Annotated in this window: 13 protein-coding genes; 6 read left to right on the top strand and 7 right to left on the bottom strand. The window is 65.3% G+C overall.

The genetic code is table 11. From position 1 onward, the window contains the following. Positions 1 to 275: 275 nt before the first annotated feature. Positions 276 to 890, top strand: a complete 615-nt coding sequence (locus WC739_RS17805) for a LysE family translocator (protein ID WP_372954342.1) — start codon at positions 276 to 278, stop codon at positions 888 to 890. A 37-nt stretch (positions 891 to 927) separates the two neighbouring features. On the opposite strand, the gene WC739_RS17800 is transcribed toward WC739_RS17805, so the two are convergent. Then, positions 928 to 1,491: a peroxidase-related enzyme gene (locus WC739_RS17800; RefSeq protein ID WP_372954341.1), complete on the bottom strand. Its 564-nt coding sequence runs from the start codon at positions 1,489 to 1,491 to the stop codon at positions 928 to 930. A gap of 132 nt (positions 1,492 to 1,623) precedes the next feature. Between WC739_RS17800 and WC739_RS17795 the strand changes: the two genes are divergently transcribed. Both WC739_RS17795 and WC739_RS17790 read left to right on the top strand, forming a co-directional pair. After that, positions 1,624 to 6,426, top strand: coding sequence for an NAD-glutamate dehydrogenase (locus WC739_RS17795; RefSeq protein ID WP_372954340.1), 4,803 nt, complete (start codon positions 1,624 to 1,626; stop codon positions 6,424 to 6,426). Between the two features lie 193 nt (positions 6,427 to 6,619). After that, positions 6,620 to 7,996, top strand: coding sequence for an MFS transporter (locus tag WC739_RS17790; RefSeq protein ID WP_372954339.1), 1,377 nt, complete (start codon positions 6,620 to 6,622; stop codon positions 7,994 to 7,996). Between the two features lie 162 nt (positions 7,997 to 8,158). Here WC739_RS17790 and purH read toward each other — a convergent pair whose 3' ends face one another. The 4 genes from purH to htpX form a co-directional block, all read right to left on the bottom strand. Beyond that, positions 8,159 to 9,775 carry a bifunctional phosphoribosylaminoimidazolecarboxamide formyltransferase/IMP cyclohydrolase gene (gene purH / locus WC739_RS17785; protein WP_372954338.1) on the bottom strand — a complete coding sequence of 539 codons (1,617 nt, stop codon included), beginning with the start codon at positions 9,773 to 9,775 and terminating at the stop codon, positions 8,159 to 8,161. 84 nt (positions 9,776 to 9,859) lie between these two features. After that, positions 9,860 to 11,584, bottom strand: a complete 1,725-nt coding sequence (locus WC739_RS17780) for a heparinase II/III family protein (RefSeq protein ID WP_372954337.1) — start codon at positions 11,582 to 11,584, stop codon at positions 9,860 to 9,862. 148 nt (positions 11,585 to 11,732) lie between these two features. Then, positions 11,733 to 13,121: an RsmB/NOP family class I SAM-dependent RNA methyltransferase gene (locus tag WC739_RS17775; RefSeq protein WP_372954336.1), complete on the bottom strand. Its 1,389-nt coding sequence runs from the start codon at positions 13,119 to 13,121 to the stop codon at positions 11,733 to 11,735. Then, positions 13,118 to 14,140, bottom strand: a complete 1,023-nt coding sequence (gene htpX / locus WC739_RS17770; protein ID WP_372954335.1) for a zinc metalloprotease HtpX — start codon at positions 14,138 to 14,140, stop codon at positions 13,118 to 13,120. Before htpX ends, WC739_RS17775 begins: the two co-directional genes overlap by 4 nt. Before the next feature lie 118 nt (positions 14,141 to 14,258). Here htpX and WC739_RS17765 point away from each other — a divergent pair, with 118 nt between their 5' ends. Next, positions 14,259 to 14,474 (top strand): DUF1674 domain-containing protein, encoded by a 216-nt coding sequence (locus tag WC739_RS17765; protein ID WP_372954334.1) that lies wholly within the window; start codon positions 14,259 to 14,261, stop codon positions 14,472 to 14,474. Positions 14,475 to 14,509: 35 nt separating this feature from the next. On the opposite strand, the gene WC739_RS17760 is transcribed toward WC739_RS17765, so the two are convergent. After that, positions 14,510 to 15,181 carry an HAD-IA family hydrolase gene (locus WC739_RS17760; protein WP_372954333.1) on the bottom strand — a complete coding sequence of 224 codons (672 nt, stop codon included), beginning with the start codon at positions 15,179 to 15,181 and terminating at the stop codon, positions 14,510 to 14,512. 161 nt (positions 15,182 to 15,342) lie between these two features. On the opposite strand from WC739_RS17760, the gene WC739_RS17755 reads away from it, so the two are divergent. Both WC739_RS17755 and WC739_RS17750 read left to right on the top strand, forming a co-directional pair. Further along, positions 15,343 to 16,212, top strand: coding sequence for a transglutaminase family protein (locus tag WC739_RS17755; protein WP_372954332.1), 870 nt, complete (start codon positions 15,343 to 15,345; stop codon positions 16,210 to 16,212). A gap of 298 nt (positions 16,213 to 16,510) precedes the next feature. Then, entirely contained in the window at positions 16,511 to 17,932 is a 1,422-nt protein-coding gene (locus tag WC739_RS17750; RefSeq protein ID WP_372954331.1) for a pilus assembly protein TadG-related protein, read from the top strand. A gap of 437 nt (positions 17,933 to 18,369) precedes the next feature. On the opposite strand, the gene WC739_RS17745 is transcribed toward WC739_RS17750, so the two are convergent. After that, positions 18,370 to 18,828 (bottom strand): MOSC domain-containing protein (locus WC739_RS17745; RefSeq protein WP_372954330.1); only part of this gene is annotated, 459 nt, incomplete at its 5' end.

The following is an 18,828-nucleotide window of genomic DNA, read 5'->3' as shown; positions in this document are numbered from 1 at the left end:
GGCTGGTCGAGGTGACGCCGAAGACCATCCGGCTGCGCAAGCTCTATCTCGACCCCAACGAGCGCAAGCGCTTCGAGAAGTCGGCCAAGGCGGTCGGCGCGGCCTAACTCTCGCACATTCCAACAGAAGAGAGGGCGGGGGACGTACGGGCTCCGCCTTCTTTTCGTTACCGTTCGGGATGCATTGTCGCCGTCCGATCCGGCCCTCGGTGCTACCGAAAGTTCATTGCTTGCGCTAATATCTGATATCGAAGGTTTCAATCAGAGGCTCGAGCCCTGCACCTCACCTCCCTCCTGATCTTCGCCGCCGCCTTGTTCGTGGCCGCCGGCTCGCCCGGCCCATCGATCGCGGCGCTTGTCGCGCGCGTCATCTCCAAGGGGTTTCGCGACGTGTTCCCGTTCCTGCTCGCCATGTGGATCGGCGAGGGCATCTGGCTGTCGCTGGCGGTGTTCGGGCTGGCCGTCGTGGCGCAGACCTTCCATTTCGCCTTTGTCGTCGTGAAATGGGTCGGCGTTGGCTACCTCGCCTACCTTGCCTGGAAGATGTGGACGGCGCCCGTCGAGGCCGGGCAAGGCGAGATGCCGCGCGAGGATTCAGCCGCGAAACTGTTCTTCGCCGGAATGGCGGTGACGCTGGGCAATCCCAAGATCATGATGTTCTACCTGGCGCTGCTGCCGACCCTGATCGACCTCGCTTCGGTCAGCGTCGTCGGTTGGGTCGAGCTGACCGCGACCATGGCCGTGGTGCTGATCGCCACCGATCTCGCCTGGGTGCTGGCCGCCTCGCAGGCGCGCAAGCTGTTGAAGAGCAAGCGCGCCATGATGATCGCCAACCGCGTCAGCGCGACCACGATGGCCGGTGCCGCGGCGGCAATCGCGGCGCGGTCCTGACCATTAAGCCGGCCTAGACGTCGCCCAGCCCTCGATATTACCGCGCCATGGCGTGGTATTCGTCGTTCGGCCGCATGTCGACGGCCGCTGCCACCCGGTTGGACATGTTGAAGAAGGCCGCTGTCGAGGCGATGTCCCAGATGTCGCGGTCGCTGAAGCCGGCCGCTCGAAGCGCCGCCCGGTCAGCCTCGACGATCCTGGCCGGTTCCTCGGTCAATTTGACGGCGAATTCGAGCATCGCCGCCTGCCTCGGCGAAAGATCGGCGGCGCGGAAATTCATCACCATCATTTCGCCCAGCGCCGGATCTCCGGACAATTGGCGGACGGCCGCGCCATGGGCGGCCAGGCAATAATAGCAATGGTTGATGGAGGAGACCGCGACCGCGATCATCTCGCGCTCGAGCTTCGACAGGCCGGATTCTCCCAGCATCAGGTCGTTGTACATGTCGGTGAAGGCGCGCAGCTTCTTGTCGTCGAAGGCATAGGCGCGCAGAACGTTGGGGACCAGGCCGAGCTTCTCCTGGCATTTGGCGAAATACGCCTTGGTGGCGTCGCTCGGTTCTCCCGAAGCGAGGTCGAGCGCGGTGATCTTGCCGGTCATGGGTCATTTCTCCTCAGCGGACGTGCCTGGTCGCCGAATACGGATATTTCTTGGCAAGCCGTCAAACCTTTGTCGCCAAATACCCGTCATCTGCTACCATAATCGTAAAAGCATTCGACGGGAGGAATAGCGATGGCCAGCGTGAAATCCGCAGCGAAGCCGAAGAAAAAAGCCTCGGCGGCGACGAAGACGGAGGACAGGCCAGCCAGGCTTGCCGACTATCTGCTTGCCCGCGCTCCGGCCGAAGACATCGCTGCCTATGAAGCGGCCGACCTCGAACGCGCGGCGGATCTCGCTGGCAAGGCGGTCGCCGCTCACAAGAAAGGCGCGGCCGTGGTCGCCGTCGACGCCGATTCAGGCGTCGTGCGCGACGGTCGTCCGGTCACGGTCATCACGATCGTCAACGACAACATGCCCTTCCTGTTCGACTCGATCATCGGAGAAATCACCGAGAGCGCCGGCGAGCCGACCCTTGTCACCCATCCGGTCATTGCGGTTCGCCACGGCAAGGGCGGTGTGGAGGAAATCCTCGGCGACGGCAATTTCGCCAAGGACGATGGCGGCCACGACCGGCTGAGCGTCATCCACGTACATATTCCCCGGCTGACCGCTGATCAGGCGGCGGAATTGACCGAGCGGCTACGCAAGATGCTCGGCCAGGTGCATGCCGCGGTCAAGGACTGGAAGCCGATGCTGGCCCGGCTCGACCAGGCGATCTCTGAGTTCCGCTATTCGGCGGTTCCGCTCGACAAGAATAGCGTCGCCGAAGCGATCGACTTCCTGGAATGGCTGCGCGACGACAATTTCACTTTCCTCGGCATGCGCGAGTTCAACTATACCGGTGGCGAGGAGAGCGGCACGCTGGAGCGCGCCGACAAGGCCGGCCTCGGCATCCTGTCGGATCCCGACGTGCTGGTGCTGCGACGTGGCGCCGAGGCGGTGACGACAACCCCCGAGATCCGCGCCTTCCTGCATGGGCCGGAGCCGCTGATCATCACCAAGGCCAACGCCAAGTCCCTGGTGCACCGCCGCATCTATCTCGACTATATCGGCATCAAGACCTACACCGCCAAGGGCGCGCTCGCGGGCGAACTGCGCATCGTCGGCCTGTTCACATCGACCGCCTACACGCGCTCGGTGATGAAGATCCCTTATCTCAGGTCAAAGGCCGAAACCATCATCGCCAAGTCCGGCTTCGACAGGCACGATCATTCCGGCAAGGCGCTGATCAACGTGCTGGAAAGCTATCCGCGCGACGAACTTTTCCAGGTGCCGGTGCCGATCCTGCGCAAGCATGCCACCGCCATTCTCGGCCTTGCCGAGCGGCCGCGCGTCAGGGCGCTGGTGCGCGCCGACCAGTTCGGCCGCTTCGTGTCCATCCTCGTCTTCGTGCCGCGCGACCGCTACGACAGCATCGTGCGCGGCAAGATCGGCAACTACCTGAAGACCGCGTTCGAAGGTCGTTTGTCGGCTTATTATCCGGCTTTCCCGGAGGGCGGGCTGGCGCGGGTGCACTTCATCATCGGCCGTTCCGGCGGCAAGACGCCAAAGATCGAGCAAAGCGTGATCGAGGCGGCCATACGCGATATCGTGCGCACCTGGGACGACGCCCTGTCCGACGAAGCCGATGCCGATGGCGGCGACCAGGCGCTGAAGGCCATCGCGGCGCGGCTGCCGCAAAGCTACCGGGATTCCTTCAGTGCGGCGGTGGCTCTGGTCGATGCCGCGCGCATCGCCGGGATCAATGCGGGCAATCCGATCGCGATCGACTATTACCGCCATGCCGGGGAGAAGCCGCATCAGGCAGCGCTCAAAATCTACCATCACGGTTCCCCGGTGGCGCTGTCGCGGCGCGTACCGGTGCTGGAGAATATCGGCTTCCGCGTCATCAGCGAGCGTACCTTCGAAGTGGCCGCCGACCGGTCCAGCGATCAGCCGGGCTCTGTTTTCATCCACGACATGGAACTGGAGAACAGCTACGGCAAGCCGATCGACCTGGCCGATGGCGGCAAGCTGTTCGAGGACGCCTTCCTCTCCGTCTGGCGCGGCGATGTCGACAATGACAGCTATAACGGGCTGGCCCAGACCGCGGGCCTGTGGTCGGGCGAGATCACCATCCTGCGTGCCTATGGCCGCTATCTGCAACAGGTCGGCATTCCGCAAAGCCAGGATTTCATCGCCGCCGCATTGAACCGCTATCCCGACATCGCGCGGGGCCTGCATGCGCTGTTCGTCGCCCGGTTGGGCCCGACGGCCGAGACGGATGGCGCGGTTGCGGCAAAGCACCTCAAGGCCAAGATCAAGGACGCCCTGGAGGATGTCCCGAATATCGACGACGACACCATCATCCGCCGCTATCTCAATTTGATCGAAGCGTCGCTACGCACCAATCATTTCGTCCCCGGGACCAAGGAAAAGGGCCAGTCGCTGGCGATCAAGCTCGATTCGCAAGCGGTCGAGGGATTGCCGGCGCCAAGGCCGTGGCGGGAGATCTTCGTCTACGGCTCCGAGGTCGAGGGCCTGCATCTGCGCTTCGGCCCGGTGGCGCGCGGCGGCCTGCGCTGGTCGGACCGGGCCCAGGATTACCGCACCGAAGTGCTCGGCCTGGTGAAGGCACAACAGGTCAAGAATGCCGTCATCGTGCCGGTTGGCGCCAAGGGCGGCTTCTATCCCAAGAAGCTGCCGATGAGCGCCGGTCGCGATGCGATCTTCGAAGCGGGCACGGCGGCCTACAAGAACTTCGTCTCCAGCCTGTTGTCGATCACCGACAATATCGGCCTCGATGGTGTCATTCCACCGTCCGGCGTGGTGCGGCGCGACCAGGACGATCCCTATTTCGTCGTCGCCGCCGACAAGGGCACGGCGACGTTTTCCGACATCGCCAACGCCATCAGCGAGAAGCACGGCTTCTGGCTCGACGACGCCTTCGCCAGCGGCGGCTCGGCCGGCTACGACCACAAGAAGATGGGCATCACCGCCAAGGGCGCCTGGGAAGCGGTCAAGCGGCATTTCCGCGAGATCAATCGCGACATCCAGACTTCGCCCTTCACCGTCGTCGGTGTCGGCGACATGTCGGGCGACGTGTTCGGCAACGGCATGCTGTTGTCGCCGAAGACAAGGCTGATCGCCGCCTTCGACCATCGCGACATCTTCGTCGATCCTGATCCGGACATGGCGGCGTCGATGGCCGAGCGCGAGCGCATGTTCGCGCTGCCGCGTTCGAGCTGGCAGGACTACGACAAGACCAAGCTGTCGGAAGGCGGCATCATCGTCTCGCGTGGCCAGAAATCGATCACCTTGCCGGCGGCCGCGGCGGCGGCGATCGGCCTGGGCAAGACCACGGCCACGCCGGTCGAGATCATGACCGCCATCCTCAAGGCGCCGGTCGACCTTTTGTGGTTCGGTGGCATCGGCACCTATCTGAGAGCGTCCAGCGAGAGCAATGCCGAGGTCGGCGACCGCGCCAATGACGCCATCCGCGTCACCGCGCTCGATGTGCGCGCCAAGGTGATCGGCGAGGGGGCCAATCTCGGTGTCACGCAACGGGCCCGCATCGAGTTCGGGCTCAATGGCGGCCGCTGCAACTCCGACGCCATCGACAATTCGGGCGGCGTCAACTGCTCCGACGTCGAGGTCAACATCAAGATCGCGCTGGCATCCGCCATGCGCAAGGGAGCGCTGACGCGCCCGGCGCGCAACAAGCTGCTGGCCGAGATGACCGGCGAGGTCGCCTCGCTGGTGCTGTCCAACAATTACGAGCAGACGCTGGCGCTTTCGATCGCCCGCAAGCGCGGCCTTGCCGACCTGCCGCACCAGAGCCGTTTCATGACGGCGCTGGAAGCGCGCGGCCTGCTCGACCGCGCCGTCGAGACGCTGCCCTCGCCGGCGGCGCTTGCCGAGCGCGAAGCGCGCGGCGAGCCGCTGACCCGGGCGGAGCTCGGCGTGCTGCTTGCCTATGCCAAGATCGTTCTGTTCTCCGACATCGTCGCCAGCGACGTGCCTGACGACGCGCATTTCGACCGCGACCTGATGGGCTATTTTCCGGAGCGGATGGCGAAGAAATATGCCGCCGAGATCCATGGCCACCGGCTGCGCCGCGAGATCATCGCCCGCGTCGTCGCAAACGACCTGGTCAATCGCGGCGGCCCGTCCTTCGTCAACCGGCTGCGGGAAGCCACGGGGCGCACGACCGCCGACGTGGTGCGCAACTTCGCGGTGGTGCGTGACGGCTTCGCCTTGCCCGCGCTCTATCGCGAGATCGACGCCATGGACAGCCAGATCGACGGCCAGGTGCAGCTCGATCTCTACCAGACCGTCAGCCGGCTGATCTACGTCACCTGCGGCTGGTATCTGAAGAATGATGCCGGCACCGCGCCGCTTGTCCAGCGCATCGCCGAGCTGCGGAACGCCCGCAAGGCGCTGGAGCCGAAGCTTGCCGCGCTGCTGCCGGCTTTCTCGCGCGAGCGCATCGAGGAGAAGCGGCACGGGCTGTTCAAGGCTGGCGCGCCGGAAAAGCTCGCCGAACAGCTGGCGTTGAGCGAGGTGGCGGAGCTGATCCCCGACATCGCGCTGACAGCGCGCACGGCCGGTGCCGATATCGTCGCGGCGGCAAGAGCCTTCTTCGCCGTCAGCGATGCTTTCCGCATCCCGCGCGTCGAGGACGCGGCGCGCTCGATCACGCCGTCGGACTACTATGACCAGCTGGCCCTCTCGCGCGCCACCGACACCATCGGCGCCGCGCGGCGCGGCATCGCGGAAGCGGCACTCACCGGACATGCCAATGCCGCCGACCCGGTGGCGGCATGGCTGGAAGCCGGCGGCGAGCGGGTGGCGCGCATACGCGAGCGGCTGCAGGCCCTGACAGAAGGCGGGGACATCACCGTGTCGCGGTTGTCGGTGGCGTCGGGCCTGATGAGCGATTTGACGGGGAAGTGAGGCTTTACCCTCCCCCTTGTGGGGAGGGTCGCTGCGCAGCAGCGGGGTGGGGGTTGTGGCGCCGCCCCCACCCGCACCTGCGGTCCGACCTCCCCACAAGGGGGAGGTAAGGCGCGGCGCTTGCCAATTGCATGAGCATTCGAAACATGCAGACATGGCGCCCGACACGGGCGGAGCGGATGTCGGGGGAATCATGACGGTCGAAACTGTGCAGCGTGCGTCCGGGCGCGGCATCTGGGGATGGATGTTCTTCGACTGGGCGGCGCAGCCGTTCTTCACCGTCGTCACCACCTTCATCTTCGGGCCCTATTTCGTTTCACGCATGGCGGGCGACCCAGTCACCGGGCAGGCCGTCTGGGGTTATGGCATCGCCGCCGCCGGCCTGGTGATTGCCGTGCTGTCACCCATCCTCGGCTCGATCGCCGACCAGACGGGGCCGCGCAAGCCGTGGATCGGGTTCTTCGCCGCCATCAAGATCACCAGCCTTTGCCTGCTCTGGTTCGCCGCGCCCGGCTCCAATCTGTTCCTGGTCGTGGCGTTGTTTTCGCTGGCCTCCGTGGCGGCGGAGTTCTCCACCGTGTTCAACGATTCGATGATGCCGCGCCTGGTGCCGAAAAGCGAAATCGGCCGCATCTCCAATATTGCCTGGGGCCTCGGCTATCTCGGCGGCATGATCGCGCTGATCTTTGTCGTCGCCTGCCTCGCCGGCTCGCCGGAGACCGGCAAGACGATAATCGGCATCGACCCGCTGTTCGGGCTGGACCCGAAGCTGGGCGAAGACGCCCGGGCCACCGGGCCGTTGTCGGCCGGCTGGTACTTCCTGTTCATTCTGCCAATGTTCTTCTTCACGCCGGACGCCACCAAGGGCCTGCCCATCGGTCCGGCAGTGCGCGAGGGACTGGCGGAGCTGAAGGTGACACTGGGCGAGGTGCGCAAGCGCGGCGGCATCTTCCGCTTCCTCGTCGCGCGCATGATCTACCAGGACGGCGTCAACGCGCTGCTGGCGCTGGGCGGGACATTCGCCGCCGCAATGTTCCATTGGTCAATCACCGAGATCGGCCTGTTCGGCATCATCCTCAACGTCGTCGCCATCTTCGGGTGCTGGATCGCCGCGCGCCTGGATATGGCGCTCGGCTCCAAGACTGTGGTGATGATTGCGCTGGTGATGCTGTCGATCGCTACCGTCGGCGTCGTCTCGACCGGCCCGGGCTTCACGCTGCTCGGCCTGATCCAGCTTCCGCCCGCTGATTCCGGCGGGCTGTTCGGCACGGCGGCGGAGAAGGCCTACATTCTCTACGGCCTTCTGATCGGCCTCGCCTTCGGGCCGGTGCAGGCGTCGTCGCGGTCCTACATGGCGCGCAGCGTGACGGCGGCGGAATCGGGACGCTATTTCGGTATCTACGCGCTGGCCGGCCGGGCCACCAGCTTCCTGGCGCCGTTCCTGGTGGCGACGATCACCGCGCTCAGCGGTTCGGCGCGGCTCGGCATGGCTGTCATCATCCTGTTCCTGGCGATCGGCATGGCGATCCTGGCTCGCACGCCCTATCCGGCGGATCGGCCGGCGGGGTAGACGTTCCCCCTTCTCCCCTTGCGGGAGAAGGTGTCGCCGAAGGCGACGGATGAGGGGTGTTCCAGGAAACGCAGCGTCTCACTCCGCTGGAACACCCCTCATCCGTCTCGGCGCTATCGCGCCGATCCACCTTCTCCCGCAGGGGGAGAAGGGGAATCGCGCTCAATGCCGGAAATGCCTCACACCCGTAAACACCATGGCGATGCCATGGTCATCGGCGGCGGCGATCACGTCCATGTCGTTCATCGAGCCGCCGGGCTGGATGACGGCGGTGGCGCCGGCTTCGATCGCCGACAGCAGTCCGTCGGCGAAGGGGAAGAAGGCGTCGGAGGCGACGACCGAGCCCTTGGTCAGCGGTTCGGCAAGCCCTGCGGACCCGGCGGCGTCGAGCGCCTTGCGCGCGGCGATGCGCGAGGAATCGACGCGGCTCATCTGGCCGGCACCGATGCCGACGGTGGCGCCGTCCCTGGCGTAGACGATGGCGTTGGACTTGACGTGCTTGGCGACGCGGAAGGCGAAGACGAGGTCGGCCATTTCGGCCGCCGTCGGCGCGCGCCTGGTCACCACCTTCAGTTCGAAATCGTCGACCACGGCGTTGTCCCTACCCTGGACGAGCATGCCGCCGGCGACGGATTTGACCGTGATGCCGGATGCGCGAGGGTCCGGCAGGCCGCCGGCGACCAGCAGGCGCAGGTTCTTCTTCGCCGCGACGATCGCCGCGGCCTCCTTGGTGGCGTCGGGCGCGATGATGACTTCGGTGAAGGTCCTGACGATTTCTTCCGCCGCCTCGGCATCGAGGGTGCGATTGACGGCGACAATGCCGCCGAAGGCCGAAACCGGGTCGCAGGCGAGCGCCCTGGCGTAGGCCGCCTTCAAGGAGGTGCCCTCGGCGACGCCGCACGGGTTGGCGTGCTTGATGATGGCGACGGCAGCGGAACGGCCGGCATCGAATTCGCCGACCAGCTCGAAGGCGGCATCGGTGTCGTTGATGTTGTTGTAGGACAGCTGCTTGCCCTGCAGCTGCCGCGCCGTGGCAACGCCCGGCCGCCTGTCGCCGTTGACGTAGAAACCGGCACTCTGGTGCGGGTTCTCGCCGTAGCGCATCACCTCGACCAGCCTGCCGCCGAAGGCGCGCCAGGTCGGATGTTCGATGTCCAGCGCCTCGGCGAACCATCCGGAGATCGCGGCGTCATAGGCGGCGGTGCGGGCGAAGGCCTTGGCCGCCAGCCGCTTGCGAAAATCCAGCGACAGCGAGCCGATGTTCATCTCCAGCGCATTGAGCAGCGGGGCGTAGTCGCTGGGATCGGTGACGATGGCGACATAGGCGTGGTTCTTGGCCGAGGCGCGGATCATCGCCGGACCCCCAATGTCGATGTTCTCGACGATCGACGCGTAGTCGCTGCCGGAGCGGCGCACCTCCTCGAACGGATAGAGGTTGGAAACGACGAGATCGATCGGCTCGATGCCGTGCTTGCGCATCGCCGCGGCATGCTCCGGGTCGTCGCGCACGCCGAGCAATGCGCCGTGGACCGCGGGATGCAAGGTCTTGACGCGACCGTCCATGATCTCGGGAAACTGGGTGAGTTCGGAGACGTCACGAACGGCCAGGCCGGCCTCGGCGATCGCCCTGGCCGTGCCGCCGGTCGAGACCAGCTCCACGCCCGCGGCCGCCAGCGCGCTGGCGAGATCGATGAGGCCGGTCTTGTCGAAGACGGAGAGCAGCGCGCGACGGACCGGGACGAGGTCGGGTGCTGGGATGTTCTTGGCGGCGACGGCCATGGGCTGGCGGCCTTTCACGGCTGGTGTGGAGGATGCCGCGCCGTAGCACAGGACATCGCGAAATCAAACCGGCGCAGACGTCGCTCAGTTGTTTTGCGGGTGACCGGCGATGCCGGTGCGCGTCAGTTGCCAGTGGACCTCGGGCACTTCCGAGGCCTTGAAGGCAAGCACGATCTGCCGGCTGCGGCGCGGGCCGCCAAGGCCGGCGAAATAGATCGATTCCTCGACCTCGGGCGCCACTTCACCGCAGGTGAACACCCAGGTATCGGCCTGATCGCCGGCCAGGACCAGGCGGTCATGCTCGTCCTGCAGCAGGTTGATGTCGGGATGGACATGGAAGCGCACGGTGACGAAGTCGCGGCCATTGTTGCGGATCGCCGCGTTGCCGGGGCGCTGGAACCGGTCCCGACCGGTCAGCAAATTGCCGTTGGAGGATAGTCTGAGCTCGCGCTCGTGCAGGAAGCCGAAGCGCTGCAGATAGCCGTCATGGCGGGCGATGAAGCCCTGAACGCCCTTCTGGTCGATGCGCCTGCACTGGACATGCTGGGGGCCGCCGATCAGCGGCGAGCCGAGCAGGTCGTTGACCCGCAGCGAGTGGCTGAACCGCGCCGACGAAGTGTCGTTGATGGTGGCGGTCGAATGCGCGGCGGTGGCGCGCGCCAGCGGCCGGAATTCAGCAGCGCCATAGGTGTCGATGCCGGCATTGACGATGTAGTGGTGACGGCCGGACGACAGTTCGAAGGCAAGGCAGCCGGCATGCGCGGCATTGGACACGTCGATCGGCGGCGGCAGGCCGGTGTCGGCGATGACCGTGGCGCCGCCCATCGACAGGCGCTCATAGCCCGAATGCGGTGCATGCAGCAGCGGCGATCCGGCGGTGTCGTCGTGACGCAGGATGGTGGCGATGCGGTCGTGGATGGTGGCGCCCATGCCGTTGAAGCGGGCAAGGCTGCCGTCCTGGTGGCGGAAGAAGCGCAGCGCCGGCAGCATGCGGTCGATGGCGCCGATGAGGGCCTGCGGCGGCGTCTCCGCCTGGTTGGCGTATGTCTGGCGCAACGGCAACAGGTCGGCAAGGATCTCCAGCACGGCCATCGGATTGCGCGAGATGTGGCCGCCATCGGCCAGGATCTGGCGGTCGAGCTCTTCGGCAAGGTTGCGGGTCGCGCCGCGCAGCGCCGACGCCGGCGCCGGCAGGGACAGGGCGGCGAAGGCGAGCGCGATGCGGGCGCGCAGCCTGTCCTTGCCATCCGGCATTTCGCGCGCCATCGACCGGAGGTAGCGGATCTGGACGGCAAGCGATTTCAGGAAGGCCCTGTAGAAAGGAAACTCGGCGCCCTGCAGCACGACCGAGGAATGCTGCAGCCAGGCGATGATGCGCTTGGCCGTCGTGCCGGGCTCCCAGGCAACGCCGGAAATATGGCTGCCATGGATGGCGATCCAGTCGGAGACCAGCGCCCGGGCGTTGGCGGCGGCGAGTTCGGTGCCGGCGGCGCGCATATGGCGCAGCCAGCGAAAGCCGTGCAGCGTCTTGCGCCAGCCGTGATTGGGCACGTTGATCTGGAACGGCGACTTGCCGCCGGTTTCGACCAGATGTCCCGACAGGGGATAGCGGCCGTAATAGATCTCAAGTGCGATTTGCGGGTCGGCCAGACGAAGGTCCGGCGGCGCGATCAGCACGCGTTCCGGAGTCCGCCCGGAGTAACGCCAGCGATAAACCGGCCCGGCACGCAGGCGCCGGCGCGTCTTGCGCCAGAACTCCTTCGCGACAAGCGTCCAAAGACGCGTCGTGTTGCCGGCAACAAGTGCCAAGACCCCTCCTGATCGTGTTCTTCCCCATCGCAAGTTTATATGATCGAGCGACTCGTGCGAAGGCGAATTCCATCGGCAGGCGCCGGTTCATCCGGTTTTGAACCGGATTCTCCCTGGAAAAGACCCGCCAATCGCTGGGCTTCAGCCCTTAGCCGGCTCTCAGCATGCGCGCGGCGAAAAAACCGTCCAGCCCGGAGCGTTCCGGCGTGCCGACGTCGAGGTCGGCGGGCGTGGTCCGCAGCGTGCCTTGCGGCGTCAGGAACGCATCGATGCCTTGTATCTCGCCTTGCCTGATCGGATCGTGGACGATTCCCGGCGTCGCGGCCAGAAAGGCGCGATAGAGTTCTTCGCCCTCGAGCGGATCGAGCGAGCAGTTGGAAAACACGATCCGGCCGCCCGGCCTGACCAGGGTGACGGCCCGAGCCAGCAGCCGCTCTTGCAGGTCGGCGAGCTTTTCGACATCGGCAGCCGTCTTGGTCCAAGGCACGTCGGGATGGCGCCGCACCGTGCCGGTCGATGAGCAGGGCGCGTCGAGAAGCACGGCATCGAACAGCTCCGCCGGCTCGTATTTGAGCAGGTCGGCCTGCACGATCTCGGCCGACAGGCCAAGACGGTCAAGGTTCTGCGAAAGCCGGACCAAGCGGTTCTTCGAGGTGTCGACGGCGGTAACCCTGGCGCCTGCGAGAATGAGTTGCGCGGTCTTGCCGCCGGGCGCCGCGCACAGATCGGCGACGCGCAAGCCCGCGACGTCGCCGAAAAGCCGCGCCGGCAGGCTGGCCGCAGCGTCCTGCACCCACCACGCGCCGTCCGCGAAGCCGGGCAGTTCGGTGATGGCGCCGGCAAGATTTACCACGCGCACCGTGCCGGTCGGCAGGACGCCGCCGCCCAGTCTTTCGGCCCAGAGTTCGGGGTCGACCTTGACCGAGAAGTCGACCGGCGCCTCAACGCGATGGGCTTGAAGAATCTGTCTGGCCCTCTCGGTGCCGTAGGTGACCTTGAGCCGGTCGGAAAACCACGCTGGGGCTTCGTCGGTGGCGGCAAGGGCTGCCGGCAGTTCGGTCTCCTTGGCGCGCGCCAGCGTGCGCAGCACACCGTTGACGAGGCCGGAGAAGCGCTGCGTGCGCGGATCGGACTTGGCGTGGGTCACGGCGAGGTCGACGGCAGCGCTGTCGGGAATGTCCAGGAACAGGATTTGCGCGGCCGCCACATGCAGGATGTGCGACAGCGCGGTGGCGTTGGGCGGCAGCGACTTTTCCAGGCGGCGCGCCAGCAGCCCCGTGATGGTCATGCGATAACGCAGCGCGGTGACCAGGATGGCGCGCACCAGGCCACGGTCGCGCAGATCGAGCGCCCTGTATTGCGGGTGGCCGTTCTCGTGGTCCGTCAGCCCGTCAAGCGGCGTCCTCGCATCGATGACGGCGGCAAGCAGGCGCGCCGCAGCCTTGCGGGCGGCAAGGCCGGCAACGAATTCGCCGTCTCCCTTGTGTTCCTGATTGCCTGAAGCCGCACGTCGAGGCCCTCTGTCGGCCACGCTCACGACCACCGGCCCTTGGGCCCTGTCGGGTTACGGCCCCATGGATTGGGCTTCGGCTTTGCAGGTTCGGCCGATGCCCCGGGGCGCGCGGCCCTGTCCCATGGCCCTGATGGCCTGGCTTGGTCGGCCTGATCAGGCGTCGCGGCCCGGCGTTGCGGGACGGTTGCGCCATTGCCGGCCATCTCGCCCGCCATCGCCTGCAAGGCGGAGATGCGGTTTTCGGTGCTCGGGTGGGTGGAAAACAGGCTGTCCATGCGCTCGCCGGAAAGGGGGTTGATGATGAAGAGATGCGCGGTCGCCGGATTGCGCTCGGCATCGGGGTTGCGGATGCGTTCGGCGCCGCGTGCGATCTTGTCAAGCGCCGATGCCAGCCAGAGCGGGTGTCCACAGATTTCGGCGCCGCGCCGGTCGGCCTCGTATTCGCGCGTGCGGCTGACCGCCATCTGCACCACCATGGCGGCAAACGGCGCCACGATCATCGCCGCCAGCACGCCGACAAAGCCGAACGGATTGTTGTTGTCGCGATTGCCGCCAAGGAAGAAGGCGAAATTGCCAAGCATGGAGATGGCGCCGGCAAAGGTCGCGACGATCGTCATGGTCAGCGTATCGCGGTGCTGGACGTGGGCGAGTTCGTGCGCCATCACGGCCGCGACCTCTTCATGGGTAAGCGCCTGCAAAAGGCCGGTGGAGGCGGCAACCGCCGCGTTCTGCGGATTGCGGCCAGTGGCGAAGGCGTTCGGCTGCGGGTTGTCGATCAGATAGGTCCTCGGCATCGGCAGGCCGGCCTGCTTGGCCAGTGCCTGGACGATGGCGTAGTATTCCGGTGCGCTCTTTTCGTCGACCTCCACGGCGTGGTTCATCGATAGCACCATCTTGTCGGCATTCCAGTAGCTGAACAGATTGGTGCCGGCGGCGATCACCAGCGCGATCATCATGCCGCCCGACCCGCCGATGAGGAAACCGACGCCCATGAACAAGGCCGTCATGGCGGCGAGAAGCATGGCGGTGCGTAGAGTGTTCATCGTCTGCTCCTGTCCAGGTGTGAGGAAAAGGGGTCGACCCTTTTCGGTGCATCGCTATATGATGGGAAACACCGCCTGCACTTTCAATTGACCGCGCCCAATCCGCCGGAATTATCACATGACCGACGAGACCAGTATAATTGCCGCCACCAGTGACGCGCCGCAGAAGGTTCTGGCGCCCGCCGCTCGCCGCGCCCTCGCGGAGGCGGAAGCCCGACGCGCAGAATATCGCCAGAAGGAAGCCAGGGTGCCGAAGGAAATCGGTGGCCGTGGCGGCAAGGAGCCCGGCCGCTATGGCGACTGGGAGGTCAAGGGCCTGACCAGCGATTTCTAATACGTATCGCGCGAATCTAACTGCGGAGCTTCGCCCTAAGAAGCCGCCGCGCTTTGCATCCGCTCGACGCCGAGCCGGCCGTCGGCGTCGGTGACCACCCTCACAGCGCTGTAGTCGAAAATGGCGGGATGCGACGTTTCCATCCTGTGCTGATGCGTTGCGGTGATGACGACCACTCCGGCGCCGGCGGCCTCTCCCGCCTTAATGCCCGGAACGGCATCCTCGAAAACCAGACAGTCGCCGGGGTCGGCGCCCAGCCTTTCCGCCGCCAGCAGGAAACAGTCGGGCGCCGGCTTGCCGTGCAGCACATCCTCGGCGGTGATGATGGTCTCGGGAAGCGGGATGCCTGCCGCTTCGATCCGGCGCAGCGCCAGTTCGCGCGGCGATGATGTGACGATGGCCCAGCGCTGCCTCGACAGCGATGCCAGGAAGGCAGCGGCGCCCTCGATGGCGTGGATGCCATCGACATCGGCAACTTCGGCCCGGGTGATCTCGTCCGCCTCGCGCTGCGGATCGACTCCCGGCAGCCTCAGCCGGCTGACGGTCTCGATCGCCCGCCTGCCATGCATGGTCGGCAGGAAGGCTGCCACGTCGAGGCCGTGACGCCGTGCCCAGTCACTCCAGACGCGCTCGGCCGCGGCGGTCGAATTGAGGACCGTGCCGTCCATATCGAACAGAAAGGCGGCGAATTTTCTGCCGGGGAACATGGGCATCCTTTGACGGCCGTTGGCGGGAACGCGGCCACCGTAGCGGCGTGTCCGCAAGATAGGAAGTCGCGCCGCGGTGTTTTCATGCGGGCCCGGGAACTCCGTCAATCCTGCAACGTTTGATCAAAACGGTTTTTTCTGGATAATCGAAAGAGGGCTATATGCTGATCCGGCTCGGCTACGAAATCGCCATCGAATGCACCGAGGCCACGCCGGTGATTTCGCTGCTCGAGATTCACAAGGACCGACAAGCCGACATCAAGCGGCAGACCCGCGTGCTGACCTCGCCTTCCGTGTCGACCAGCGTCTATCAGGACCTGCATGGCAACACCTGCCGCCGCTTCACGGCGCCCGCCGGCGGGTTCCGCATCCTCTATGATGCCGTCGTCTCGGACAGCGGTGAGCCGGACGAGGTCAACACGCTGGCCAGGGAAGTGCCAGTGGCGGACCTGCCTGACGAGGTCCTTTTCTACCTGCTGGGCAGCCGCTATTGCGAGACCGACCACCTGAGCAATCTCGCCTGGCAGCTGTTCGGTCACGTTCCTCCCGGCTGGGCCCGGGTCCAGGCCATCGTCGACTACGTGCACAACAGGCTGTCATTCGGCTATGGCTACGCCCGCTCGACCCGCACGGCGGCGCAGGCCCATGACGAACAGGTCGGGGTCTGCCGCGACTTCGCCCATCTGGCGATCACGCTGTGCCGCTGCATGAACATCCCGGCCCGCTATGTGAACGGTTATCTCGGCGATATCGGCGTGCCGGCCGATCCGTCGCCGATGGATTTCTCGGCCTGGATGGAGGTGTTTCTCGACGGCAAATGGTACACGTTCGATCCCCGCCACAACACGCGCCGGATGGGCCGGGTCGTCATCGCGCGCGGCCGCGACGCCACCGACGTGCCGCTGCTGCACAGCTTCGGCCCGCATCGCCTCAGCCTGTTCAAGGTGTGGACCTACGAGCAGGAAGGCAATCTGTTCAACCCGCCCTATCACGGCGTCGACAGGACCGTCGGGGCACAAATGTTGGCCTGAATTCGGGCAGTCAGCAATTTCGAGACAGATGGTCCGCTTCGGCACAGCAGCCTGTGCCGCAACAGGACGTCGTGGGGATGCCGGGGGCTTGCTCTCCGAGCATGGTAAGCGACGCGTAAACGAAATCACGGCAAAGCTTATTGATTAACGTATCGCTAACCATGTTGGAGTTCGCAACCGAACAAAAACAATGTGTTGACTATCCGCCGCATCAGCCTTCCGGTGATGGTGGCATCCGGCTCCAATCCTGCATTGACCTCCGCGCGGCGACAAGGCCGCGGCATGCGGAGGCGGTTGGATGCGAAATTACGGTGGTCTTGTTGACGCGGCCCGCTGCTTCGCGAGGGACCGCAGTGGGAATTTCGCTGTTGTGTTCGGTCTTGCCGCTTCGATGCTGACGCTGGGCGTCGGCTTTTCCGTCAACATATCGCAGCTTTACAACGCCAGATCGAGCCTGCAGGGCGTGGTGGATGCCGCCGTGACGTCGACGGCGCGCGACCTGACGACCGGCGTCATCAAGGAAGCCGATGCCAACAAATCGGTGCAGGCTTTTCTCGACGCCAACAGCCAGGCCGGCGTCCTGCAGGCCAACCAGATCGTCATGGACAGGCTGATCGTCGACAAGACGGCCAAGACGGTGCAGGCGGATGTCCACGCCGATATCGCCCTGTATTTCCCGATCTTCGGCCTGAGCGACATGCGGCGCGTCGGCGCTTCGACGACGGCGCTCTATTCCGACAAGTCCATCGAAGTGGCCATGATGCTCGATGTGACGGGATCGATGGCGCAGAACATTCGGGGCAAGACCAACAAGATCGGCGACCTGCAAACCGCAGCTTCCGCGGCCGTCAAGGATCTGCTGGACAACAACATCGATCCGAAAAATCCGCGCGTGCGTGTTTCGATCATCCCCTACGCCGAGGCGGTGAATACGGGCGGCCTCGCCGGCAGCGTCTTCGTCGAACAGAAGAACGGGCCGGATCTGCCGCCGCCCGTCGATGCGCCGGTTTCGGTTGCGGTGGTGACACCCCCGGACAATTGCGCAACCGAACGCAAGGACAAGGACGGCTATGCCGATTATTCGTCGGATGGGCCATCCCAGCCGCGGCTCAACAACAGCGGCAGGACCTACCTGGCCAGGGTCAACCGGGACGATCACATGAGCCGCAACTGCCCCAAACCGGCACTCATTCCGCTGACGGCCGACAAGCAGAAATTGCTCGACACAATCGCGGCCTTCAAGGCCGATGGCGTGACCGCCGGCGGCATCGCCGCGCAATGGGGCTATTATATGCTTTCACCGACATGGCGGTCGGCCATCGTCGACGCTAAGCTCGGGACTGGGCCGGCCAATTTCGACGTGAAGAAAGTCGCCAAGGTCGCCATCCTGATGACGGACGGCCAGTTCAACACGGCATTCGCCGGCGGGCGCGGCGCGCCCAAATCACAGAATGCCGGACAGATGTCGCGAGGCAATGCCGAAGGCATCTGCGCCAACATGAAGCGTGACGGAATCGAGATATTCACGATCGGCTTCGACCTCGACGATCCGTCCATGACATCGACCGAAAAGGATCAGGCCAAGACGGTTCTGCAGCATTGCTCCACCGCGGACACGTCGTCGCTGAAGCACTATTACGAGGCCGCAACGGGGCCCGAACTTGACGATGCCTTCAGCGCCATTGTGCAGAACATCGAGCGGCTTACCGTCACCAAGTGACCCCGTTCGCCTGACGAACGCTCGAACCCAATTAAGCTTTGCCCGACCAAAAAGGAAAAGGCCGCCGCTTCTTCGCGAAGCTGGCGGCCTTCCGTGTTTCCGTCCGTGGCGCGGCCCCTTGGCGATGACCGCTGGTCATCCGCCGCGCATTTCGCGCCTTAACGGGAAGACTGCTTCCCGAAAGTGCAATCCGCTGAGGCCACGTTCTGGAAAACGAAATCACTCGACATCGGATCACCTCCTTTCGATTTGTTGAACACACAGACATGATGGGGTGCGTTGTTGCAAATGACAAGATGCCGGGACTGAAAAACGCCAGGGCGGAGAATGGCGATCACCATCCGACGCGTTGCGGAACGGACATTCCAGATGTGTCGCCACCCATGCGCGCCGGCACGGCAGGCTGCCTCCGGCGCGGGCGGACTTGCAGCGTCAGCTCACACGAAGCGCATCGTGTCGCCGATGGCGACGCGCGCCGGGCGGTCGACGGTGCAATAGACGCCGAAATTGTGGGCGTTGTAGCGGACCAGATTGCGCAGGATGCCCGGATCGTTGTCGAAGCCGTCCTGAGCGATGATGGTGAAGCCGCAGCGGCGGCAGGGGTCCGAGATCGTCAGCAAAAGGTCGCCGATCGCCAGCTTGCGACCAATCCACTCGGTTTCCGGAAACGAACCCACGATGGCCGCCATGTCGACGACGATGTTGGGGCGAAAACGGCGCGGATCCGGGACGCCCTGCGGATGCAGCGCCTTCAGCCGTGCCATGGACGCGGCGGTGAGAAGACGGATCGGCGCCCTGGCGTAGCGCTCGGCGGTGAACGGGCCGGAATATTCCTGCGGAGCGTTCTCGCGACGATAGGGCCGGATCGAAGCCTCGAAGCCGAGAAAGGTCGATAC

Origin of the sequence: Mesorhizobium sp., assembly GCF_041661565.1 — a bacterium.
Taxonomy (GTDB): Bacteria; Pseudomonadota; Alphaproteobacteria; order Rhizobiales; family Rhizobiaceae; genus Mesorhizobium.
The sequence above is the reverse complement of the archived record's forward strand: the minus strand, read 5'-3'. Positions and strand labels throughout refer to the sequence as shown.